Source organism: Neobacillus sp. SuZ13 (assembly GCF_030123365.1).
In the GTDB taxonomy this organism is placed as follows: Bacteria; Bacillota; Bacilli; order Bacillales; family Cytobacillaceae; genus Neobacillus.
Window position 1 is genome coordinate 3,893,917 of record NZ_CP126107.1, and the last position, 20,349, is coordinate 3,914,265.

14 protein-coding genes, 12 tRNA genes and 3 rRNA genes are annotated in these 20,349 nt (G+C 42.7%); 1 reads left to right on the forward strand and 28 read right to left on the reverse strand.

All coding sequences use genetic code 11. The features are described 5' to 3' along the window. Positions 1 to 40 precede the first annotated feature (40 nt). The 22 genes from QNH17_RS19050 to QNH17_RS19155 form a co-directional block, all read right to left on the reverse strand. Entirely contained in the window at positions 41 to 2,617 is a 2,577-nt protein-coding gene (locus tag QNH17_RS19050) for a DEAD/DEAH box helicase (RefSeq protein ID WP_283874379.1), read from the reverse strand. 77 nt (positions 2,618 to 2,694) lie between these two features. Beyond that, entirely contained in the window at positions 2,695 to 2,886 is a 192-nt protein-coding gene (locus tag QNH17_RS19055; protein ID WP_283874380.1) for a YbxH family protein, read from the reverse strand. Positions 2,887 to 3,019: 133 nt separating this feature from the next. Next, entirely contained in the window at positions 3,020 to 5,689 is a 2,670-nt protein-coding gene (gene ppdK / locus QNH17_RS19060; protein ID WP_283874381.1) for a pyruvate, phosphate dikinase, read from the reverse strand. A 1-nt stretch (position 5,690) separates the two neighbouring features. Next, positions 5,691 to 6,506 carry a pyruvate, water dikinase regulatory protein gene (locus tag QNH17_RS19065; protein WP_283874382.1) on the reverse strand — a complete coding sequence of 272 codons (816 nt, stop codon included), beginning with the start codon at positions 6,504 to 6,506 and terminating at the stop codon, positions 5,691 to 5,693. 22 nt (positions 6,507 to 6,528) lie between these two features. Beyond that, complete coding sequence (ccpN, locus tag QNH17_RS19070) at positions 6,529 to 7,164, reverse strand: transcriptional regulator CcpN (RefSeq protein ID WP_283874384.1); 636 nt, start codon at positions 7,162 to 7,164, stop codon at positions 6,529 to 6,531. 188 nt (positions 7,165 to 7,352) lie between these two features. Further along, the gene (gene mutM, locus QNH17_RS19075) at positions 7,353 to 8,162 is read right to left on the reverse strand and encodes a DNA-formamidopyrimidine glycosylase (RefSeq protein ID WP_283879547.1); all 810 of its coding nucleotides are present in this window, start codon (positions 8,160 to 8,162) and stop codon (positions 7,353 to 7,355) included. A 139-nt stretch (positions 8,163 to 8,301) separates the two neighbouring features. Next, positions 8,302 to 8,436, reverse strand: coding sequence for an FbpB family small basic protein (locus tag QNH17_RS19080; RefSeq protein WP_283874386.1), 135 nt, complete (start codon positions 8,434 to 8,436; stop codon positions 8,302 to 8,304). A gap of 166 nt (positions 8,437 to 8,602) precedes the next feature. Beyond that, positions 8,603 to 8,684 (reverse strand) — tRNA-Leu (locus QNH17_RS19085). A gap of 53 nt (positions 8,685 to 8,737) precedes the next feature. Continuing rightward, a tRNA-Trp gene (locus QNH17_RS19090) sits at positions 8,738 to 8,808 on the reverse strand. 3 nt (positions 8,809 to 8,811) lie between these two features. Next, positions 8,812 to 8,896 (reverse strand) — tRNA-Tyr (locus QNH17_RS19095). A gap of 24 nt (positions 8,897 to 8,920) precedes the next feature. Continuing rightward, a tRNA-Ser gene (locus QNH17_RS19100) sits at positions 8,921 to 9,013 on the reverse strand. 24 nt (positions 9,014 to 9,037) lie between these two features. Beyond that, a tRNA-Met gene (locus QNH17_RS19105) sits at positions 9,038 to 9,114 on the reverse strand. Between the two features lie 22 nt (positions 9,115 to 9,136). Beyond that, positions 9,137 to 9,212: transfer RNA gene (locus tag QNH17_RS19110), tRNA-Ala, on the reverse strand. Between the two features lie 17 nt (positions 9,213 to 9,229). Beyond that, positions 9,230 to 9,306 (reverse strand) — tRNA-Pro (locus QNH17_RS19115). Positions 9,307 to 9,314: 8 nt separating this feature from the next. Then, positions 9,315 to 9,388: transfer RNA gene (locus QNH17_RS19120), tRNA-Arg, on the reverse strand. A gap of 21 nt (positions 9,389 to 9,409) precedes the next feature. Continuing rightward, positions 9,410 to 9,498: transfer RNA gene (locus QNH17_RS19125), tRNA-Leu, on the reverse strand. A 5-nt stretch (positions 9,499 to 9,503) separates the two neighbouring features. Next, positions 9,504 to 9,578 (reverse strand) — tRNA-Gly (locus QNH17_RS19130). Between the two features lie 9 nt (positions 9,579 to 9,587). Beyond that, positions 9,588 to 9,672: transfer RNA gene (locus QNH17_RS19135), tRNA-Leu, on the reverse strand. 18 nt (positions 9,673 to 9,690) lie between these two features. Continuing rightward, positions 9,691 to 9,766 (reverse strand) — tRNA-Thr (locus QNH17_RS19140). Positions 9,767 to 9,789: 23 nt separating this feature from the next. Next, a 5S ribosomal RNA gene (rrf, locus tag QNH17_RS19145) occupies positions 9,790 to 9,906 on the reverse strand. A 76-nt stretch (positions 9,907 to 9,982) separates the two neighbouring features. Then, a 23S ribosomal RNA gene (locus QNH17_RS19150) occupies positions 9,983 to 12,917 on the reverse strand. A 198-nt stretch (positions 12,918 to 13,115) separates the two neighbouring features. Then, positions 13,116 to 14,653, reverse strand: a 16S ribosomal RNA gene (locus QNH17_RS19155). The 16S, 23S and 5S rRNA genes sit together here with 12 tRNA genes alongside, the layout of an rRNA operon. A 442-nt stretch (positions 14,654 to 15,095) precedes the next feature. Between QNH17_RS19155 and QNH17_RS19160 the strand changes: the two genes are divergently transcribed. After that, entirely contained in the window at positions 15,096 to 15,233 is a 138-nt protein-coding gene (locus tag QNH17_RS19160; RefSeq protein ID WP_283874387.1) for a hypothetical protein, read from the forward strand. A gap of 51 nt (positions 15,234 to 15,284) precedes the next feature. Here QNH17_RS19160 and QNH17_RS19165 read toward each other — a convergent pair whose 3' ends face one another. From QNH17_RS19165 to QNH17_RS19190, 6 genes are all read right to left on the reverse strand, one after another. After that, positions 15,285 to 16,055 carry a class I SAM-dependent methyltransferase gene (locus tag QNH17_RS19165; protein ID WP_283874389.1) on the reverse strand — a complete coding sequence of 257 codons (771 nt, stop codon included), beginning with the start codon at positions 16,053 to 16,055 and terminating at the stop codon, positions 15,285 to 15,287. Positions 16,056 to 16,165: 110 nt separating this feature from the next. Continuing rightward, a complete protein-coding gene (locus QNH17_RS19170; protein WP_283874391.1) occupies positions 16,166 to 16,918 on the reverse strand; it encodes an exodeoxyribonuclease III in 753 nt (250 codons plus the stop codon). Positions 16,919 to 17,206: 288 nt separating this feature from the next. After that, entirely contained in the window at positions 17,207 to 18,007 is an 801-nt protein-coding gene (locus QNH17_RS19175) for a divergent polysaccharide deacetylase family protein (RefSeq protein WP_283874393.1), read from the reverse strand. Positions 18,008 to 18,102: 95 nt separating this feature from the next. Further along, complete coding sequence (locus QNH17_RS19180; RefSeq protein WP_283874395.1) at positions 18,103 to 18,543, reverse strand: peptidylprolyl isomerase; 441 nt, start codon at positions 18,541 to 18,543, stop codon at positions 18,103 to 18,105. 243 nt (positions 18,544 to 18,786) lie between these two features. Further along, a complete protein-coding gene (locus QNH17_RS19185) occupies positions 18,787 to 19,239 on the reverse strand; it encodes a CBO0543 family protein (protein ID WP_283874397.1) in 453 nt (150 codons plus the stop codon). Then, complete coding sequence (locus QNH17_RS19190) at positions 19,166 to 20,287, reverse strand: DUF2515 domain-containing protein (RefSeq protein ID WP_283879548.1); 1,122 nt, start codon at positions 20,285 to 20,287, stop codon at positions 19,166 to 19,168. The genes QNH17_RS19185 and QNH17_RS19190 overlap by 74 nt, the downstream gene beginning before the upstream one ends. Positions 20,288 to 20,349 lie beyond the last annotated feature (62 nt).

A 20,349-nucleotide genomic window follows, 5' to 3' on the forward strand; every position in this document is an offset into this window, starting at 1 on the left:
AAGTAACCCAGTTTCCTCAAGTTAGAAAACTGGGTTACTATTAATATTCATCACCATATCGATATCTTCTGTTTTTTGCTGCAAAGCATGCCTCACAGGTTGGAAATGAATGATCCCAGGGCAGTTTCTTGCCACAGTTTTTGCATTTTTTTACGAACTTTTTAATATCTGTTTTCAGGCGGTCTTGTACTTTATCACTGACCTCTTCTCTCAGTCTTTCCCAATAGATGGCAGTAGTTCGCTCTCCTAATCGATATAAAAATAAGAGATGGAGACCAATTGCTTTGTAACTTAATTCTAATTCTTCTAAGCTGCGTTCCTTCACAATCGGTTCAGGGAGTTCACGTCCCTGGATAATTGCATACATGGTATCTTCCCATTGTCTGGTTAATATGGGCTCGTTTTTTGAAAAAGGCAGATGTAAAAAGCCATAAAGGTCCAATAAAGAGAGTCTTGCTTCAATTTCCGTCCCTGCAATCATTTGATAAAGCGACTTTTCCTCTGCTAGTGATGCCTTCTTCGTCCCTTTAGGACTTTCAAATTTCCCCCATAGTTCAAAAAAGGTACCTAAATCATGATAATAACGTTGAAAGCGTTCAAAAACAGAATTGGTTGGTGCAATCGCAAAGGTATGAACAGGTTCATCTTCCCGCAAAAGCAAGTTCCGCATTTTTCGGATATCACTCGTAAAAGCCACTTTGCCAATATTGTAAATGCCCTTTCGCCCAGCGCGACCCGCAATTTGCTTCACTTCTTGTGAGGTCAGCAAACGACGGCGTGTTCCATCAAACTTATCATTTTCTAAAAAAACAATTCGGCGGATCGGCAGGTTTAATCCCATTCCAATCGCATCTGTGGCCACAATGACTTTTGTTTTTCCCTTATTAAATTGCTCAATCTGCTTTTTCCTTGTTTCTGGAGGCATACTTCCGTAGATCATACTGACGGTATGTCCGTCATTTTGCAGACGTGAGGCCGTTTCCAGCACGCGCCGACGTGAAAAACAAATCAACGCATCTCCTTTTTTTACGTGTTTAATATGAAATTCTTTCGTTTCTACTTCGAGTGGGGTATCGCGTGTGTATTCATGTATCTCAATATTGGATTCACCCAAAAGCTGCAACAGCATCGTTTTTGAATTCCGACTTCCAATGATATGTACCTCTTCTGCATTGGCTTTCGTAATTGCCTTATACCAGGAAAAACCACGGTCTTTGTCGGTAATCATTTGCGCTTCATCAATTACGACTACTTCATAGAACTCTTTTTCATAAAACATTTCCACAGTGCAGGACGTATGATTGGCCCCAAGCGTCATTTTTTCTTCTTCCCCCGTTTTTAATGAACACGGCGTCCCCTCAGCGTTTAACTTATCATAAACCTCAAGGGCCAAAAGTCGAAGCGGAGCTAAATACAAGCCGCTATAGGCTTCTTTCATCCTTTCAAGCGCATGATGTGTTTTCCCTGTATTAGTCTCACCGATATGAAGGACATAGCGGATCTGCCGCTGGAGCGAAGGGTCGTATTCGGTTGCAAATATGTCCCTCATCATCCGCTCTTCTTCTTCTCTTTTTCGCTTTAGTTCTTCTTCAGCTTCCTTTTGTTTCCGCTCGCGCTCTTGGAGGTCTTTTTCAAAAATTTCCTTATGTACCTTTTCATCAAAAGGAATTTCAGCCAAGCTGATTAAATCAGCTAGGTATTCAGCTTGAATATCCTCAATAAAATATCCCTCTATATCATAAAGCACCTGTGCAATACTTCCTTTTACAAAGGAAGCCGATAGTTCTTCATGAAAGGTTTTAAAGAAATCGCTCTTCAGTTGATCTGGCAACTGCTCTAAAATTTTTTCCGGAATAAGGTCGGACAGATAATCACCAATTAAGCTTTCATAAACGAAGAAATAGGTTTGATATTCATATAAACTTCTGCCCCAATTCATCGTTTTATGGATATCACCTGTCAGTTCTTCAAAAAAGCTGGCAACCGTGGTGTAGGCTGAGGGATTAAAATGACCTTCATCAATTAATTTTTCTTCTAACGCAAAAGTATCGACAGATTGGAATTTCACATTATTTTTTAAATCCGCCACTAATTGTTTTGCCACGAAGTAACGTAACGATAAATAGAACCATTCATATTGTTCTTCCAAAAACACAACAGCGTTATCCTCAATTTCACTTCTAATCAATTGCTTCTGTTCATCCAGTTGTTTTTGTTCTTCTCGCTTGAAAAAAGAGGTTTTCGCATCCTGGTATTGTTTCTGCCACAAGTCTGGTTTTCCTGAAAATGTTTCCTTCATCCATCCCATCGCATCAAATGGTTGATACATGCGCATTTCATCTCTAAACAATTTGTTGATCAATTTACGATCGATTCCCTGTACCTCAAAGCCTTTTTCACTTAATAATTGCTTTTTTTCATTCCGTGGGACATCATTCGTCGACTTATTCAACCAAACATTGATCCAAATTTGTTCGACATAATCCTTGCGGTCCACTAGGTATTGTTCAAAGGATGGCAGTGTTTCCTTCGTTTCGAAATAATGGTTAATATCTTCATATATTTTCATTTTTGTATGTTCAATCGCTTGAGGGTAAATTATCGTTAATTTGTTCATCAAATTCCCTCCTTTTCTATAAAATGGTGGTTTAGTCTATAATAACATAAAAATAAAAACCGAACGAATATTCGGTTTTATAACTGATGGTTATTGCAATATTGATCAACCAAGTCTTCGATTTGATCTAGCTCAGGAAACTTTCCTGAAAACTGAAATTTAATTTCCTCAATAAAGTTTTCTTGATGGTATACATGGATAGCACCATTCTGTTGAATGACACTAAATTCTGGTACAAATCGATACCCGCTGCGTTCAATTGCCCCCATTGCTGTGATTCCCCTTTTTGTTTTTTTATAGTATAAGCAGAAAATAGCTTGCTAATCCCATATGGGATCGTAATACCATTGGGAAAATAAAAAGGATGGTGCACTTTATTTTGCACACATCCTTTTTCTTTCTTTATGCAGTTGTATAAACTTCTGCTTTATTTATTTCATGGCGAATTGTTGCCTGAGCTGCCGCTAATCGTGCAAGTGGTACACGGTATGGCGAACAGCTGACATAATCCAAGCCTGTTTTATAACAAAATTCAATCGAGGTCTTTTCACCGCCATGCTCACCGCAAATTCCTGTTTTTAAGGAAGGCTTTGTTCCACGGCCTAACTTAACGCCTGTTTCCACGAGCTTTCCTACACCATCTTGGTCAAGAACTGCAAATGGATTTTCTGGCAGTACTTTATTTTCGATATAAGCTTGCAAGAACTTTCCTTCGGCATCATCACGGCTGTAGCCGAATGTAGTTTGAGTTAAATCATTAGTACCAAAGGAGAAGAAATCCGCTTCCTCGGCAATCTTATCGGCAGTCAAAGCAGCACGAGGAATTTCAATCATGGTTCCAATTGTGTAACTGAAGTTCTTTCCTGTTTCTTCTTGAACAAGTAATGCCGCATCAATTACCAATTTACGCATATCCTTTAACTCATTCACATGACCAACCAAAGGAATCATAATTTCCGGCTGTACTTCAATACCTTTGTCTGCGAGGGTTGCCGCTGCATAGAAAATGGCTTTCGCTTGCATTTCGTAAATCTCTGGATAAATCATTCCAAGACGGCAGCCACGGTGCCCTAGCATTGGGTTAAACTCATCTAATTGTCTAACTTTTTTAAGTAACTGCTCTTTTGATTTTAATTCTGGTGATTGAGGATCTAAGATTTGAAGTTTCGTCACTTCCACTAACAAATCTTCTTTATTTGGTAAAAATTCATGCAACGGCGGATCAAGTAACCGAATAGTGACAGGTAATCCTTTCATTTCTTCAAAGATTCCTTCAAAATCTCCTTGCTGCATTGGTAAAAGATGATTCAATGCTTCCATTCTTTCATTATAATTTTCAGCAAGAATCATTTTTTGAACAATTGGTATCCGTTTCAAGTCCATAAACATATGTTCCGTACGGCATAAACCAATTCCCCCTGCTCCGAATTCGAATGCCTTTCTGGCATCTTCAGGATTATCTGCGTTGGCACGGACCCCTAGTTTACGTTCTTGGTCTGCCCATGCTAGCAACAACTGAAATTCATCCGATAGTTCTGGGTCAATCATTGGAATTTCTCCCAGCATAACTTCACCCGTGGAGCCGTCAATCGTAATGATATCTCCATAACTAACGACTTGTTCACCCACTGTAAACTGTTTAGCCTTTAAGTCAATCTTTAGGGCTTCGCAACCGCAAATACATGCTTTCCCCATTCCGCGCGCAACAACGGCAGCGTGGCTCGTCATTCCTCCTCGGCTTGTCAAAATCGCTTGGGATGCAACGATCCCGTGGATATCATCAGGTGTTGTTTCCGGACGAACAAGGATTACTTTTTTACCATCAATGCTTAATTGCTCGGCTTCATCGGCATCAAAAACAACTTGACCTGTTGCTGCTCCTGGTGAAGCCGGCAATCCTTTAGCTACCACTGTTTTCTGAAATTTATCGTCAATCCGTCGATGCAGGAGTTGATTAAGTTGGTCAGGGTCGACACGAAGCAAGGCGGTCTTTTTATCGATGATTCCTTCCTCTACCATTTCCACCGCAATGCGGATAGCCGCTTGTGCGGTCCTTTTGCCGTGACGAGTTTGTAAGATAAAAAGCTTGCCGCGTTCAACCGTGAACTCGATGTCCTGCATTTCTTCATAATGGGACTCGAGTTTCTTACAAGTTTCAGTGAATTGCTTATATACTCCGGGCATCTCGTCTTTTAATGTGGCGATCGGCTGTGGAGTACGAATCCCAGCAACCACATCTTCTCCCTGGGCGTTAATTAAGTATTCACCGTAAAGGACATGCTCACCAGTCGAAGGGTTTCTTGTAAAGGCCACACCCGTGCCAGAATCATTACCCATGTTTCCGAACACCATACTCTGAATATTTACGGCCGTTCCTAAATGGTCAGCAATTTTATTCAAACGGCGGTAGACAATCGCCCGCTGATTGTTCCAAGAATTAAAAACAGCATGAATGGCAAGGAATAATTGCTCTTTAGGATCCTGCGGGAAACTCTTTCTAGTATGTTTTTTGACGATTTCTTTATAGCCAATAATGACTTCTTTCCAGTCTTCAGCACTCATTTCCGGGTCAGAAGAATAGCCTTTTTCTTCACGAATTTCTTCTAATAATTGTTCGAAAAAGTAGGTATCAATATTAAGGACGACATTACTAAACATTTGAATAAAGCGGCGGTAAGAATCATAGGCAAAACGCGGATTATTCGTTAATTTTGCCATTCCTACCACGGTTTCATCATTCATGCCTAGGTTCAAAATGGTATCCATCATACCAGGCATGGAGAAAACAGAACCAGATCGTACAGAAACTAGTAAAGGATTCTCCGGATCGCCGAGCTTTTTCCCCATTTTCTCCTCAAGACGAGCGAGGGCTTCTAACGTTTGGACTTCAACAATGGTAGGAATCGTTTTGCTAGCTTCATAGAATGCATTACATGCCTGTGTAGAGATCGTAAAACCATAAGGCACCGGCAGTCCTATTCGCGTCATTTCCGCTAGGTTCGCACCTTTCCCCCCGAGCAAACCTTTCATATTGCCATTTCCTTCATGAAATAAATAAACGAATTTCTCCATATTATAAACCCCTCTCCTTTTTTAACACGTCTAAGATTAAACCTGCTGTTTCTTCTACGGCTTTATTTGAGACATCAATGACTGGACAGCCCACGCGTTTCATCACTTTTTCAGCGTGATCTAGTTCATCAAGGATACGCTTAAAGCTAGCGTAATTCGCTTGTGAGGCTAACCCCATTGCTTTTAAACGTTCTTTGCGAATTTCATTCAACTTATCTGGTGAAATAATTAATCCAATACAATTTTTGCGCGGTATTTTGAACAATTCATCTGGCGGCGCCACCTCTGGCACCAGCGGAACATTAGCCACTTTAAAACGTTTATGTGCTAAGTACATAGACAAAGGAGTTTTCGATGTTCGGGACACACCGATTAGAACAATATCAGCCTTTGAAATTCCTCTTGGGTCACGGCCATCATCATATTTGACGGCAAATTCGATGGCTTCAATTTTCCGGAAATATTCCTCATCCAATTTTCTCATTAAACCTGGACGATGGTGCGGCTGTTTATGAAAGCTCGTTTCAAAGGCATTCATTAATGGACTTAATAGATCGACTGCCAAAATTCCTTCTTCTTCTGCACGGCGATCCAAATAATTTTTTAATGCCGGTACAACGATTGTATAGGCTATAATGGCAGGCCCTTTTTTCGCCAATAAAATCATATCCTCAATATCTTCAAAGTCATCTACATAGGAATTACGACGAATTTCAACCTGACCGCCATTAAACTGTGTTGCCACTGCTTTGACAACAAACTCAGCTGTTTCTCCTACTGAGTCGGATACAACATAGACCACTTCTTTCTGTACCAAAAGACAGCCACTCTCCTTCGTTTCATTTATTTTCCATGATTTCTAAATATGCTCGTGTAATCGTCGTTTTAGTGATGCGGCCAAGAAGCAAATATGTATTTTTTTGGCCATCTACTTCTTTTACAACTGGTAAGGAGTCAATGTGATTATGAATCATCTTTTTGGCTGCCTCGAGCAAGGTTTCTTCGGGATGTATTGTCATAATATTTGGCATTCTCGTCATGATCACACTAACAGGCAATTCATGGAGATTTTGATTTCCTAGTGATGCTCTGAGCAAATCCTTTCGAGATACGACCCCAGCTAAATGGCCTTTAGAATCAACAATATAGAGTGTTCCAACATCCTCTAAGAATAGTTGAACAATTGCATCATAGACGGAAGTAGATTTTTCAACCACGATCGGAAGGGCCTTATAATCCTTTACCTTTTGATGGATGAATTTCTTCGCTTGCTGCTTTGCTTCATAGCTTTCATTAAAAAAATAACCCACCCGAGGCCTTGCTTCTAAGTTTCCAGACATCGTTAATATAGCGAGGTCGGGTCTTAATGCAGCTCTTGTTAATGAAAGTTTCTCTGCGATGTCTTTCCCTGTAATAGGTCCATTTTGTTTAACAATCTCGAGGATTTCATCCTGGCGTTTAGATAATTTAATCATTACCACCCCCTTAATCACATTAAATATGTTATATTCATTAGGTTTATTATAAATGTGTTATACTTATTTGTATATAGTATATTACATTAGGACGAAAATCGAAACAATAAGTTTTATTTTTTTTGACAAAATAACAAAGTTTTATTTTTCAAAAAAAAATCTCGCCACATTCGACGAGATTCTGTAAACTATGTCTGACAATTAGGACAATAAAAGGTTTTCCTTGAGGATATTGTTTCCATTATGATGATTGCCCCGCATCTATTACATTCTTCACCTTCACGATCATACACCTCACACAAATTATTAAACCCGCCTGTTAATTTATCATTCTTAAAAAGTGGATTATCCATGTAACCGCCATGTTGGATGCCTTTTTGGAGGATTGTTCTGATCGAATGATACAGTTTCTCTCGCTCAAAATCGCTCATATCATCAATGTCCTTTGTAGGAATTATACCGGCATCGTAGCAGATTTCAGCGGAATAACAATTTCCGATTCCTACAATAAACTCTTGATCAATCATTGTAGTTTTTAATCTGCCATGCTTTTGACCAATCCTTTTAAAAAAATTATTTAATGAAAATTCAGTGGATAACGGTTCTGGACCTAAATGTGCTAGGTGCTGCTCTGCTTCTGTTTGATTATAGAGATGCAAATATCCGAGGCGGAGGCCAATAAAGTATAGGTGATGTTCACCAAATGATAAACGTACCTGAACTGTCCGATTTGGCTTATCTGCTTCTGTCCCATAGAACATCCAGCCGCCAAGCATTAAATGGAGTAAAAGAATTTGACCATTTTGCAGTTGAAAGAGTAAATGCTTTCCGCGACGATTGATTGAAATAATTTTTTGATGGTGACACGTTTTAATAAACAGGTCGGGATTTAAATTGATTGATTTTTCCCGATTTATTTGTATTTCTGTTATCGTTTGACCTGCAATTTTTTGTTTTAATAGGATTTTATAGTTTTCCATCTCAGGAAGCTCTGGCATCAAATGACTCCTTCCATATTAAGCATGTGTTTAATACAATTCCCCATTAAGCAAAAAAGAAGCCTATTAGTGATAAAGAAAATCCTGACCTATTAAGAAAAAAAAGAGCAACCCCGCGGGTTGCTCTACTAATTAGTATTCATGCATAATTCAACTTTTTTGAATGTTTATCATCAATTTTCGTCTCAATTCTTTCCATTGCTTTAAAATCACTTTCTATTTCCTGTTTATTATCCTTTACCAATTCCTTAAAGCTAAGTTTACGTTTTCTCATTCCTTCCTCCACCTTTCTTTGTTTCTATTATACCCAAGCTATAAACATCAGAATCATCATAAATATTACAATTATTTGAACATTTATAACTTTTTAATTATTTTTATTATGATAAAAACAAAAAAGGCCAATGCTTTGATTGTACAAAGCATTGACCTTTAATTGATACCGGTGATCGGGGTCGAACCGATACTCCTCACGGAACACGATTTTGAGTCGTGCGCGTCTGCCAATTCCGCCACACCGGCATAATAAAAAATCCATAGATTATGCTATGAAATATTAGTTAAGCATTATTAAACAGGGGCAGTAGGAATCGAACCCACACTGAAGGTTTTGGAGACCTTAGTTCTACCTTTAAACTATGCCCCTAAATGGTGGAGGGGGACGGATTCGAACCGCCGAACCCGGAGGGAGCGGATTTACAGTCCGCCGCGTTTAGCCACTTCGCTACCCCTCCACATATAAAAACAAATAATAAAACTGGAGGAGGAAGAGGGATTCGAACCCCCGCGCGGTGTTACCCGCCTGTCGGTTTTCAAGACCGATCCCTTCAGCCAAACTTGGGTATTCCTCCATAATAAAAATAAACAATCTAAATTGGTAGCGGCGGAGGGGATCGAACCCCCGACCTTACGGGTATGAACCGTACGCTCTAGCCAGCTGAGCTACACCGCCATAATATCATTTTTAAAGAAATTGGTGGAGTCTAGGGGGATCGAACCCCTGACCTCCTGCGTGCAAAGCAGGCGCTCTCCCAGCTGAGCTAAGACCCCGAAATTTATTAGAAGAATGGTCGGGAAGACAGGATTCGAACCTGCGACCCCTTGGTCCCAAACCAAGTGCTCTACCAAGCTGAGCTACTTCCCGATAAAAAATGCGCCCTGAGAGATTCGAACTCCCGACCTTTTGATTCGTAGTCAAACACTCTATCCAGCTGAGCTAAGGGCGCAAAGAAATTTAATTATTTAAGTGGTGCCGAGGACCGGAATCGAACCGGTACGGTAGTCACCTACCGCAGGATTTTAAGTCCTGTGCGTCTGCCAGTTCCGCCACCCCGGCACGTTTGGAGCGGAAGACGGGATTCGAACCCGCGACCCCCACCTTGGCAAGGTGGTGTTCTACCACTGAACTACTTCCGCAAAAAACTTTGGTGCGGGTGAAGGGAGTCGAACCCCCACGCCTTGCGGCGCCAGATCCTAAGTCTGGTGCGTCTGCCAATTCCGCCACACCCGCGTATCCAATTTTAAAAAATGGTGCCGGCTAGAGGACTTGAACCCCCAACCTACTGATTACAAGTCAGTTGCTCTACCAATTGAGCTAAACCGGCATATAATTTGGAAAAAATTTTCCGCCTGGCAACGTCCTACTCTCACAGGGACGCGTGTCCCAACTACCATTGGCGCTGAGAAGCTTAACTTCCGTGTTCGGTATGGGAACGGGTGTGACCTTCTCGCCATTGCTGCCAGACTATTTGATTGAGGTTTCATTCCCTCAAAACTAGATAATGCAGAAGAAGTTTGTAAACTCAGAGTTCACCTTAAAAATGGTTAAGTCCTCGAACGATTAGTATCAGTCAGCTCCACATGTTACCACGCTTCCACCTCTGACCTATCAACCTGATCATCTTTCAGGGTTCTTACTAGCTTGCGCTATGGGAAATCTCATCTTGAGGGGGGCTTCATGCTTAGATGCTTTCAGCACTTATCCCGTCCGCACATAGCTACCCAGCGATGCTCTTGGCAGAACAACTGGTACACCAGCGGTGCGTCCATCCCGGTCCTCTCGTACTAAGGACAGCTCCTCTCAAATTTCCTGCGCCCACGACGGATAGGGACCGAACTGTCTCACGACGTTCTGAACCCAGCTCGCGTACCGCTTTAATGGGCGAACAGCCCAACCCTTGGGACCGACTACAGCCCCAGGATGCGATGAGCCGACATCGAGGTGCCAAACCTCCCCGTCGATGTGGACTCTTGGGGGAGATAAGCCTGTTATCCCCGGGGTAGCTTTTATCCGTTGAGCGATGGCCCTTCCATGCGGAACCACCGGATCACTAAGCCCGACTTTCGTCCCTGCTCGACTTGTAGGTCTCGCAGTCAAGCTCCCTTGTGCCTTTACACTCTGCGAATGATTTCCAACCATTCTGAGGGAACCTTTGGGCGCCTCCGTTACTTTTTAGGAGGCGACCGCCCCAGTCAAACTGCCCACCTGACACTGTCTCCCACCCCGATCAGGGGTGCGGGTTAGAATTTCAATACAGCCAGGGTAGTATCCCACCGACGCCTCCACCGAAGCTAGCGCTCCGGCTTCTCAGGCTCCTACCTATCCTGTACAAGCTGTACCAAAATTCAATATCAGGCTACAGTAAAGCTCCACGGGGTCTTTCCGTCCTGTCGCGGGTAACCTGCATCTTCACAGGTACTATAATTTCACCGAGTCTCTCGTTGAGACAGTGCCCAGATCGTTACGCCTTTCGTGCGGGTCGGAACTTACCCGACAAGGAATTTCGCTACCTTAGGACCGTTATAGTTACGGCCGCCGTTTACTGGGGCTTCGATTCAGAGCTTCGCTTGCGCTAACCCCTCCTCTTAACCTTCCAGCACCGGGCAGGCGTCAGCCCCTATACTTCGCCTTGCGGCTTCGCAGAGACCTGTGTTTTTGCTAAACAGTCGCCTGGGCCTATTCACTGCGGCTCTTCGAGGCTATTCACCTCAAAAAGCACCCCTTCTCCCGAAGTTACGGGGTCATTTTGCCGAGTTCCTTAACGAGAGTTCTCTCGCTCACCTTAGGATTCTCTCCTCGCCTACCTGTGTCGGTTTGCGGTACGGGCACCTTTTATCTCGCTAGAGGCTTTTCTTGGCAGTGTGGAATCAGGAACTTCGGTACTAAATTTCCCTCGCTATCACAGCTCAGCCTTCGCGAGAGGCGGATTTGCCTACCTCTCAGCCTAACTGCTTAGACGCGCATATCCAACAGCGCGCTTACCCTATCCTCCTGCGTCCCCCCATTGCTCAAACGATAAAGAGGTGGTACAGGAATATCAACCTGTTATCCATCGCCTACGCCTTTCGGCCTCGGCTTAGGTCCCGACTAACCCTGAGCGGACGAGCCTTCCTCAGGAAACCTTAGGCATTCGGTGGATGAGATTCTCACTCATCTTTCGCTACTCATACCGGCATTCTCACTTCTAAGCGCTCCACCAGTCCTTACGGTCTAGCTTCAACGCCCTTAGAACGCTCTCCTACCACTGACATCAAAGATGTCAATCCACAGCTTCGGTGATACGTTTAGCCCCGGTACATTTTCGGCGCAGAGTCACTCGACCAGTGAGCTATTACGCACTCTTTAAATGGTGGCTGCTTCTAAGCCAACATCCTGGTTGTCTAAGCAACTCCACATCCTTTTCCACTTAACGTATACTTTGGGACCTTAGCTGGTGGTCTGGGCTGTTTCCCTTTTGACTACGGATCTTATCACTCGCAGTCTGACTCCCACGGATAAGTCTTTGGCATTCGGAGTTTGTCTGAATTCGGTAACCCGATGAGGGCCCCTAGTCCAAACAGTGCTCTACCTCCAAGACTCTTACTACGTGAGGCTAGCCCTAAAGCTATTTCGGAGAGAACCAGCTATCTCCAAGTTCGATTGGAATTTCTCCGCTACCCACACCTCATCCCCGCACTTTTCAACGTGCGTGGGTTCGGGCCTCCATCCAGTGTTACCTGGACTTCACCCTGGACATGGGTAGATCACCTGGTTTCGGGTCTACGACCACATACTCATACGCCCTATTCAGACTCGCTTTCGCTGCGGCTCCGTCTCTTCAACTTAACCTTGCATGGGATCGTAACTCGCCGGTTCATTCTACAAAAGGCACGCCATCACCCATGAACGGGCTCTGACTACTTGTAGGCACACGGTTTCAGGAACTATTTCACTCCCCTTCCGGGGTGCTTTTCACCTTTCCCTCACGGTACTGGTTCACTATCGGTCACTAGGGAGTATTTAGCCTTGGGAGATGGTCCTCCCTGCTTCCGACCGGATTTCACGTGTCCGGCCGTACTCAGGATCCACTCAGGAGGGAACGAAGTTTCGACTACAGGGTTTTTACCTTCTCTGACGGACCTTTCCAGGTCGCTTCATCTACCCCGTTCCTTTGTAACTCCATGTTGAGTGTCCTACAACCCCAAGAGGCAAGCCTCTTGGTTTGGGCTATGTCCCGTTTCGCTCGCCGCTACTCAGGGAATCGCGTTTGCTTTCTCTTCCTCCGGGTACTTAGATGTTTCAGTTCCCCGGGTATGCCTTCCATACCCTATGTATTCAGGTAAAGATACTGTTCCATTACGAACAGTGGGTTTCCCCATTCGGAAATCTCCGGATCAAAGCTTACTTACAGCTCCCCGAAGCATATCGGTGTTAGTCCCGTCCTTCATCGGCTCCTAGTGCCAAGGCATTCACCGTGCGCCCTTTCTAACTTAACCTAAAAGGTTTATAACTCTTACTTACATAAGAGAGAAAAACTAAAATGGCGATTACTCGATGTTTACTTTGCTTCTTCATTACGATTATCTAGTTTTCAAAGAACGAATGGTTTGAGAGAATTGCACTCTCAAAACTAAACAAACAAAGATCGCGAACAAACTGTTTTGTCTGGCTCATAGGTCCAGCTTTATCCTTAGAAAGGAGGTGATCCAGCCGCACCTTCCGATACGGCTACCTTGTTACGACTTCACCCCAATCATCTGTCCCACCTTAGGCGGCTGGCTCCTTACGGTTACCCCACCGACTTCGGGTGTTACAAACTCTCGTGGTGTGACGGGCGGTGTGTACAAGGCCCGGGAACGTATTCACCGCGGCATGCTGATCCGCGATTACTAGCGATTCCGGCTTCATGCAGGCGAGTTGCAGCCTGCAATCCGAACTGAGAATGGTTTTATGGGATTGGCTAAACCTCGCGGTCTTGCAGCCCTTTGTACCATCCATTGTAGCACGTGTGTAGCCCAGGTCATAAGGGGCATGATGATTTGACGTCATCCCCACCTTCCTCCGGTTTGTCACCGGCAGTCACCTTAGAGTGCCCAACTGAATGCTGGCAACTAAGATCAAGGGTTGCGCTCGTTGCGGGACTTAACCCAACATCTCACGACACGAGCTGACGACAACCATGCACCACCTGTCACTCTGTCCCCCGAAGGGGAAAATCCTATCTCTAGGAGTGTCAGAGGATGTCAAGACCTGGTAAGGTTCTTCGCGTTGCTTCGAATTAAACCACATGCTCCACCGCTTGTGCGGGCCCCCGTCAATTCCTTTGAGTTTCAGCCTTGCGGCCGTACTCCCCAGGCGGAGTGCTTAATGCGTTAGCTGCAGCACTAAAGGGCGGAAACCCTCTAACACTTAGCACTCATCGTTTACGGCGTGGACTACCAGGGTATCTAATCCTGTTTGCTCCCCACGCTTTCGCGCCTCAGCGTCAGTTACAGACCAGAAAGCCGCCTTCGCCACTGGTGTTCCTCCACATCTCTACGCATTTCACCGCTACACGTGGAATTCCGCTTTCCTCTTCTGCACTCAAGTCCCCCAGTTTCCAATGACCCTCCACGGTTGAGCCGTGGGCTTTCACATCAGACTTAAAGGACCGCCTGCGCGCGCTTTACGCCCAATAATTCCGGACAACGCTTGCCACCTACGTATTACCGCGGCTGCTGGCACGTAGTTAGCCGTGGCTTTCTGGTTAGGTACCGTCAAGGTACCGGCAGTTACTCCGGTACTTGTTCTTCCCTAACAACAGAGCTTTACGACCCGAAGGCCTTCATCGCTCACGCGGCGTTGCTCCATCAGACTTTCGTCCATTGTGGAAGATTCCCTACTGCTGCCTCCCGTAGGAGTCTGGGCCGTGTCTCAGTCCCAGTGTGGCCGATCACCCTCTCAGGTCGGCTACGCATCGTCGCCTTGGTGAGCCGTTACCTCACCAACTAGCTAATGCGCCGCGGGCCCATCTGTAAGTGTCAGCCGAAACCGACTTTCAGCTTTTCCTCATGAGAGGAAAAGGATTATCCGGTATTAGCACCGGTTTCCCGGTGTTATCCCAGTCTTACAGGCAGGTTGCCCACGTGTTACTCACCCGTCCGCCGCTAGACTCCGAAGAGTCTCGCTCGACTTGCATGTATTAGGCACGCCGCCAGCGTTCGTCCTGAGCCAGGATCAAACTCTCCAAGAAAGTTGATTAGCTCATTTATTACGTTGGCTTAGTTTCATTTCTGAAACTAAAATTTATTGTTTGTTTGCACGATTTTGTTTGTTTAGTTTTCAAAGAACAAGTCTATTAATCTTTCGTCAGCCAATCGAGCGATTAGCGACATTTGTTATTTTAACATAACAACCAACCATCGTCAACTTCATTTCGAAATATTTTTCAAGGCATCAAACTAAGTTATTTCGTTTCAGCGACAATGAATATAATACTATCCTATTAACCAAACGTCAACCACTTCCTTTAATTTTTTTATATTTGAATTGCACAATTCCGAAGAAAGTACGGGACTTGCAATTATCATTATTAATTACATACCTATAGAAAAGATAAATAATTAGGTTTAGATTACTTTTTATAGGAAAAAATACTTTTGTACTTGTGTTTAGCAAAAGGAGATGACATTAAAGTGAGTATGGACTTCCTGAAAAAAGAGGATGAAAATGGATTCGTTGCTCCTAGCGAACAAGAGCAATTAAATCAATCGGTTTTGGATGAGAGAATTCCGGAATTTGATGTGATTGGAACAGCACTTAACGATGTTTAAATTGCAAAAACCCTTTGCAAAAAGAGAATCCACTCTTTCTGCAAAGGGTTTTTACCTTTTTAATGCCTTCAAAATAACAGCTTCACCTTGGAATGAGATTACTTGATCATTCTCAATTGTAACCCTGAATTTCTCTCTTACTTTTTGAGGGGAGTTTCGGATGTAGTCGGATAACTTATCTTTTTCGTTCTCTGATAAATTCATTCGCTTACACCAAGACTCATATTCGAATGTTTTTTCAAAACGATGTATTTCATAGACCTCAAACCCATTCACCTCAAGCATACGGAGCCATTCACTCTTTTTCCAAGCTCTGAAATGACTGTAGTCCCGCCATTTTTCGACCGTATTATAAAATAAGTCATAGTCATCTTCTTCTGGAACGACATTATCATCAAGTAAAAACTGACCAGATGGCTTTAAAACCCTTTGGACTTCCTCCACAAATCTATTTACGTTTGGGAAATGGTGCGGAGCAATCCGACAAGTAACAATATCAAATACCCCATCTGAAAAAGGAAGATATTCTGCATCCCCTATTTTAAAATCGACATTTAAATGACCATTACCTCGAATGAATTTTTCTGCAGCTTTTAACATTTCCGGAGTTAAATCCAAAGCGGTGACTTTCTTAAGCAAAGGAGCAAACGCATTAGCTGTATGTCCGCCGCCAGTGGCAATATCCAGTAATTCTTCTTCCCCAGTGATTGCCGCCAATTGCACAAGTTTTTGCAAGTCATTCCCATCCTTATGGATGGCACTACTCACATAGGAATCAGCACTTTTTCCAAACTGTTGTTTTACATCTTTTTTAATATCCATGTCATTTCCCCTCTCCGCAACTTATCTATATTTAATTATAAGGATGCTACTTCATAAAGAAAATGACAGGTTTTTTATGCTTTGCCATAAGAAAAACTAATTGTGTTGAATCAATAGATTTCTAATATGATTGGACAATGGTCGCTTCCCATCACATTACAATGGATGTCCACATTCTTAAGTCGCTCTCGTAACTTTTCAGAGACAATAAAATAGTCAATTCGCCAGCCAATATTTCTTTCCCGGACTTTAGCCATATAAGACCACCAGGTATAAGCGCCCTCTTGATCGGGATGAAAATGACGGTAGCTGTCAATAAACCCTTCTGCAAGTAATGAAGTCATTTTCTCACGTTCTTCTTCCGTAAAACCAGAATTGCCTAGATTTGATTTAGGATTGCGCAAATCTATTTCCTGATGAGCAACATTCAAGTCCCCGCATAGGACCACTGGTTTTAGTTGATCTAGTTCTTTTAAATGTTGAAGGATCCTATCTTCCCATTCCAATCGAAAATTAATTCGGGCTAAATCTCTTTGAGAATTTGGGGTATACACATTGACTAAGAAAAAATCATCAAATTCTAGGGTAAGTATTCTTCCTTCATCTTCAGACTCATCTGTCCCGACTCCATACCGAACAGAAAGCGGTTTGTTTTTAGTAAACACTGCTGTACCGGAGTATCCTTTCTTGATTGCATAGTTCCAATATTGGTGATAACCATCCAATTCCAGATCAATTTGCCCTTCTTGCAATTTCGTTTCTTGCACACAAAAGATGTCTGCATCTACTTCCTGAAAATATTCCAAAAATCCTTTTTTCACACACGCCCTAAGGCCGTTGACATTCCATGATACAAATTTCATTTTTAACGATTCCTTCTCCCTTGCTTACATATTATTTAGCTGTGTTTTTACTTGTCTGTTGATTTCCGTTCCAGGCACTTCGCTTTCCGCGGGCGTGCCGGGGAGCCTCCTCGTCGCTTTGCTCCTGCGGGGTCTCCCCTGCCCCGTACTCCCGCAGGAGTCTTCGTGCCTTCCACTCCAATCAACATTAACCTTTATTACAGCCTATTATTTGTTTTGATAGGAGACATTTTATCAGTAATGGTGCAATTGTGAAAGTAGAATGAATGCGAAAGAAAAAGGCAGTGGTTAACTGCCCTTTTTTAGTGGTATAAAGTATTTTTCTGCTAATTTGCCGGAAAACAGGTTAGATGCCGGGACAATTTTGATATTTCGTTTTTCCAATTCGGCCATCGATTGAAAGACACCGATCGAACATACCTTCCCAGTTATACCAACATGCCCAATCGCAATTCCTGTACCTTTAATTTCAGTTACCTTCGCTAGTCTAATCATTTGTTTGTATACATGTGAAGAGGAGGAAATGTCATCTAAAAATATATCTCTTTTAAGGATGGGAACACCTAGCTCTTTGGCTATTATCGGGAATTTTGTATTTGGGCTCGTTGCACTATCGATGATATATAATCTTTTTTTCTTAGCCACTTCAACGATTGCGCGAACAATTTGTTCATTTTCAACAGCAAGAGAGCCCATATGGTTATTGATCCCTACGGCATACGGAACATCCTTTATGGCATCCTCGACAATTTGTTTTACTTCTGCAGGTGAAAGATCATTCATAATCGGCCTTGGCCCAAGCCAGGATCTTTTTCCTCTCTTCGGTTCCATCGATAAATGAATCATCACTTCAATGCCATATTTATGTGCCCATTCCGCATGTTCTTTAGAGTGCTCGGTAAACGGCATGACTGCAGCAGTAATCGGTATACCTCCTTCGAGGAAGTCCCGAACCCCACCTGTGCCCCCGCCAAAATCGTCAATAATAATCGCAGCCTTCAAATTTTTGGTTTCTGTTTTTTCTGCTTTAGCAGATGGTTGAAAAGAAAATAACAGGAATGGAATAAGCACGAAAACAATTTTCTTCATAAAAGACCCCCAATTTGACTTTTGAGGTTAATTTGCCCTATCCAATCATAAATTAGACAAAAAAAAGAGAGCAAAGCTGCTCTCTCTTATAAGGATTACTCCTCATCAAAAACTTTTACCTCTTTCATTTTGTCACCATTTTTCATTTTAAGAGCAGTCTCAAGTCCAGATGTCACTTGACCAAAAACAGTATGAACACCATTTAAATGTGGCTGTGATTCATGAACGATGAAGAACTGGCTGCCGCCTGTATTTCTACCCGCATGCGCCATTGATAAGGAACCCGGAACATGCTTGTGAGGGTTTCCTTCAGTTTCACAATTAATTGTGTAGCCTGGGCCACCCATCCCAGTTCCCGTCGGATCCCCTCCCTGACTTACAAAACCAGGGATGACACGATGGAAAACTACACCATTGTAAAAACCTTCGTTTGCTAATTTTTCAAAATTCGCAACTGTACCAGGAGCTTCATTAGGGTAAAATTCAAGCTCCATCTTTTCTCCATTTTCCATTAATATGTATCCTTTTTTAGCCATTAAAAAACACTCCTTTATGTAAAAATCATTTTTATCATACACTTTTCAATGAAGAAAAGAAAGTTTGGGACCCCAATTTTCTTCGATTGGTTATATTTCAACCACGCTTGTGGTATTATAATAGTACCCCTTCCGACATTCGCTTGTTGCGGGACACTTAACCACTGTACGGACGGAAGGGGCAAGGTGTAACTAAGGGTTACATCGCAAAAAGCCGAGATGAAAATCTCGGCTTTTTGTCTGTTAACCTTTTCGTTTCGCCATCCAGCTGTAAAATGAATAAATAAACGATAAAAATAGCAAATACCCAAAAAACGAATATAGGTGTTCCCAGTTCTCGGCGTGTTCAAACCATCCCATCACTTCCGCTAATCTTTCAAAAATGGGCATTAAAAGACTGATAAACAAGATCAAGCCTGCCTTCCCCCATTTGTTCAACTGGTCCATAACCCGCAGGAAAACGAAAATCAACACCGGCAATACCACAAGTGTAAACCCAATATTAATGGAAAAGATATTTGGGATTGGCCTCATTGGAAACTTATATATATCTTTACCTACGAGTAATAAATCTAAATACGTTGCAAGCAAGGTAGCTAAAAACACGGCTGCAATTGATGGGTTAGTCCAAAATCGATATGGCTTTTTTCGCGATGGCTGCGAGTTCGAGTCGTTCAAGTGTTTTACAGTATTCATTTATTATCTCCCCGTCCATTTTTTCATGGTCCTCAATTAAGTAATCGACCACACGAACATTATCAAACCAGTCTCCTTTTTCAGCCTCCGTATGAATGACATTCTTCCAAGCGTATTCAAGGGCTGGACTATAAATTTTTCTTGCCCGAGGTCTGAGTTGACAGGCTTTTAAACGCGTTTGATAGGCAAAGCCTGGGATTCCTTCGTTAACGTTATTAAAAATATTCGGCCAGTAATCTTTCCTTGATCCAGTATGCGGATGGGTTTTTGCCCAATCTAACACTTGTTTTAACCGCTCTTTGTTTTTAAAAAGGATTGTATATAATCTTTTTCCAAGTAGAATACGCTCATGTAATGACTCAAACTGATGCAGTGTTTGCCCAGCAAGGTTCCTTTTTCCATAAGGAAAAAGAATATGGTTAAACGAAAGCAAATCTTGGAGGATATATTCAAATTTATTTAACACACTCTTTTGGTACAGTGGGTTTTGGACCACTCGTTTCTCCAAATAACTTTGTTCATTGATAACCAGGGCGATGGCAAGGATATAGGTTTCTTGCTTACGCCAAAATTGATTCCAAATTGTTTCCATGAAGGTTGAAATGTTGAGAAAAGAACACAAATAAAATAATGGTTTATTTTGCCTTAAACTTTCCTGGTACAGCAAAAATTGTGGGTATACATCTTGGAAAATCAACCAATTTCCACGCTCTAAAAAGGCAAAGAACGTTTCACTATCTTTTTTCGAGAGCAAACGGGTGAGAAATTCTCCTTTTAAGTCGGTCATGTTCCAACCGCCATTGCGTGAGACCATATGTCCAAGGAATGCCCAATGGATTTCAGGATGAAGGAGGTAAAATTCCAAGTAGGCTTTTGTTCTTGTGACATTATTTAGGTTATGCACTGCTGTCCTTTCTCTTATATGTTCTAAAAGCGTTCCTTCTGCTTTCGTTAGTTTTGGCGGGATCCCTGCTTGTTTGCTCTTATTTTTTAATTCTTCTCTAATTGATTCAAGTGGGGTCTTCTGGCGATTTCTCGTAAAAAATATGGCTCATGACCTCCTTTACGAATTCTCCTTCCACCAATGGAATATGTATGAATGAGAATATT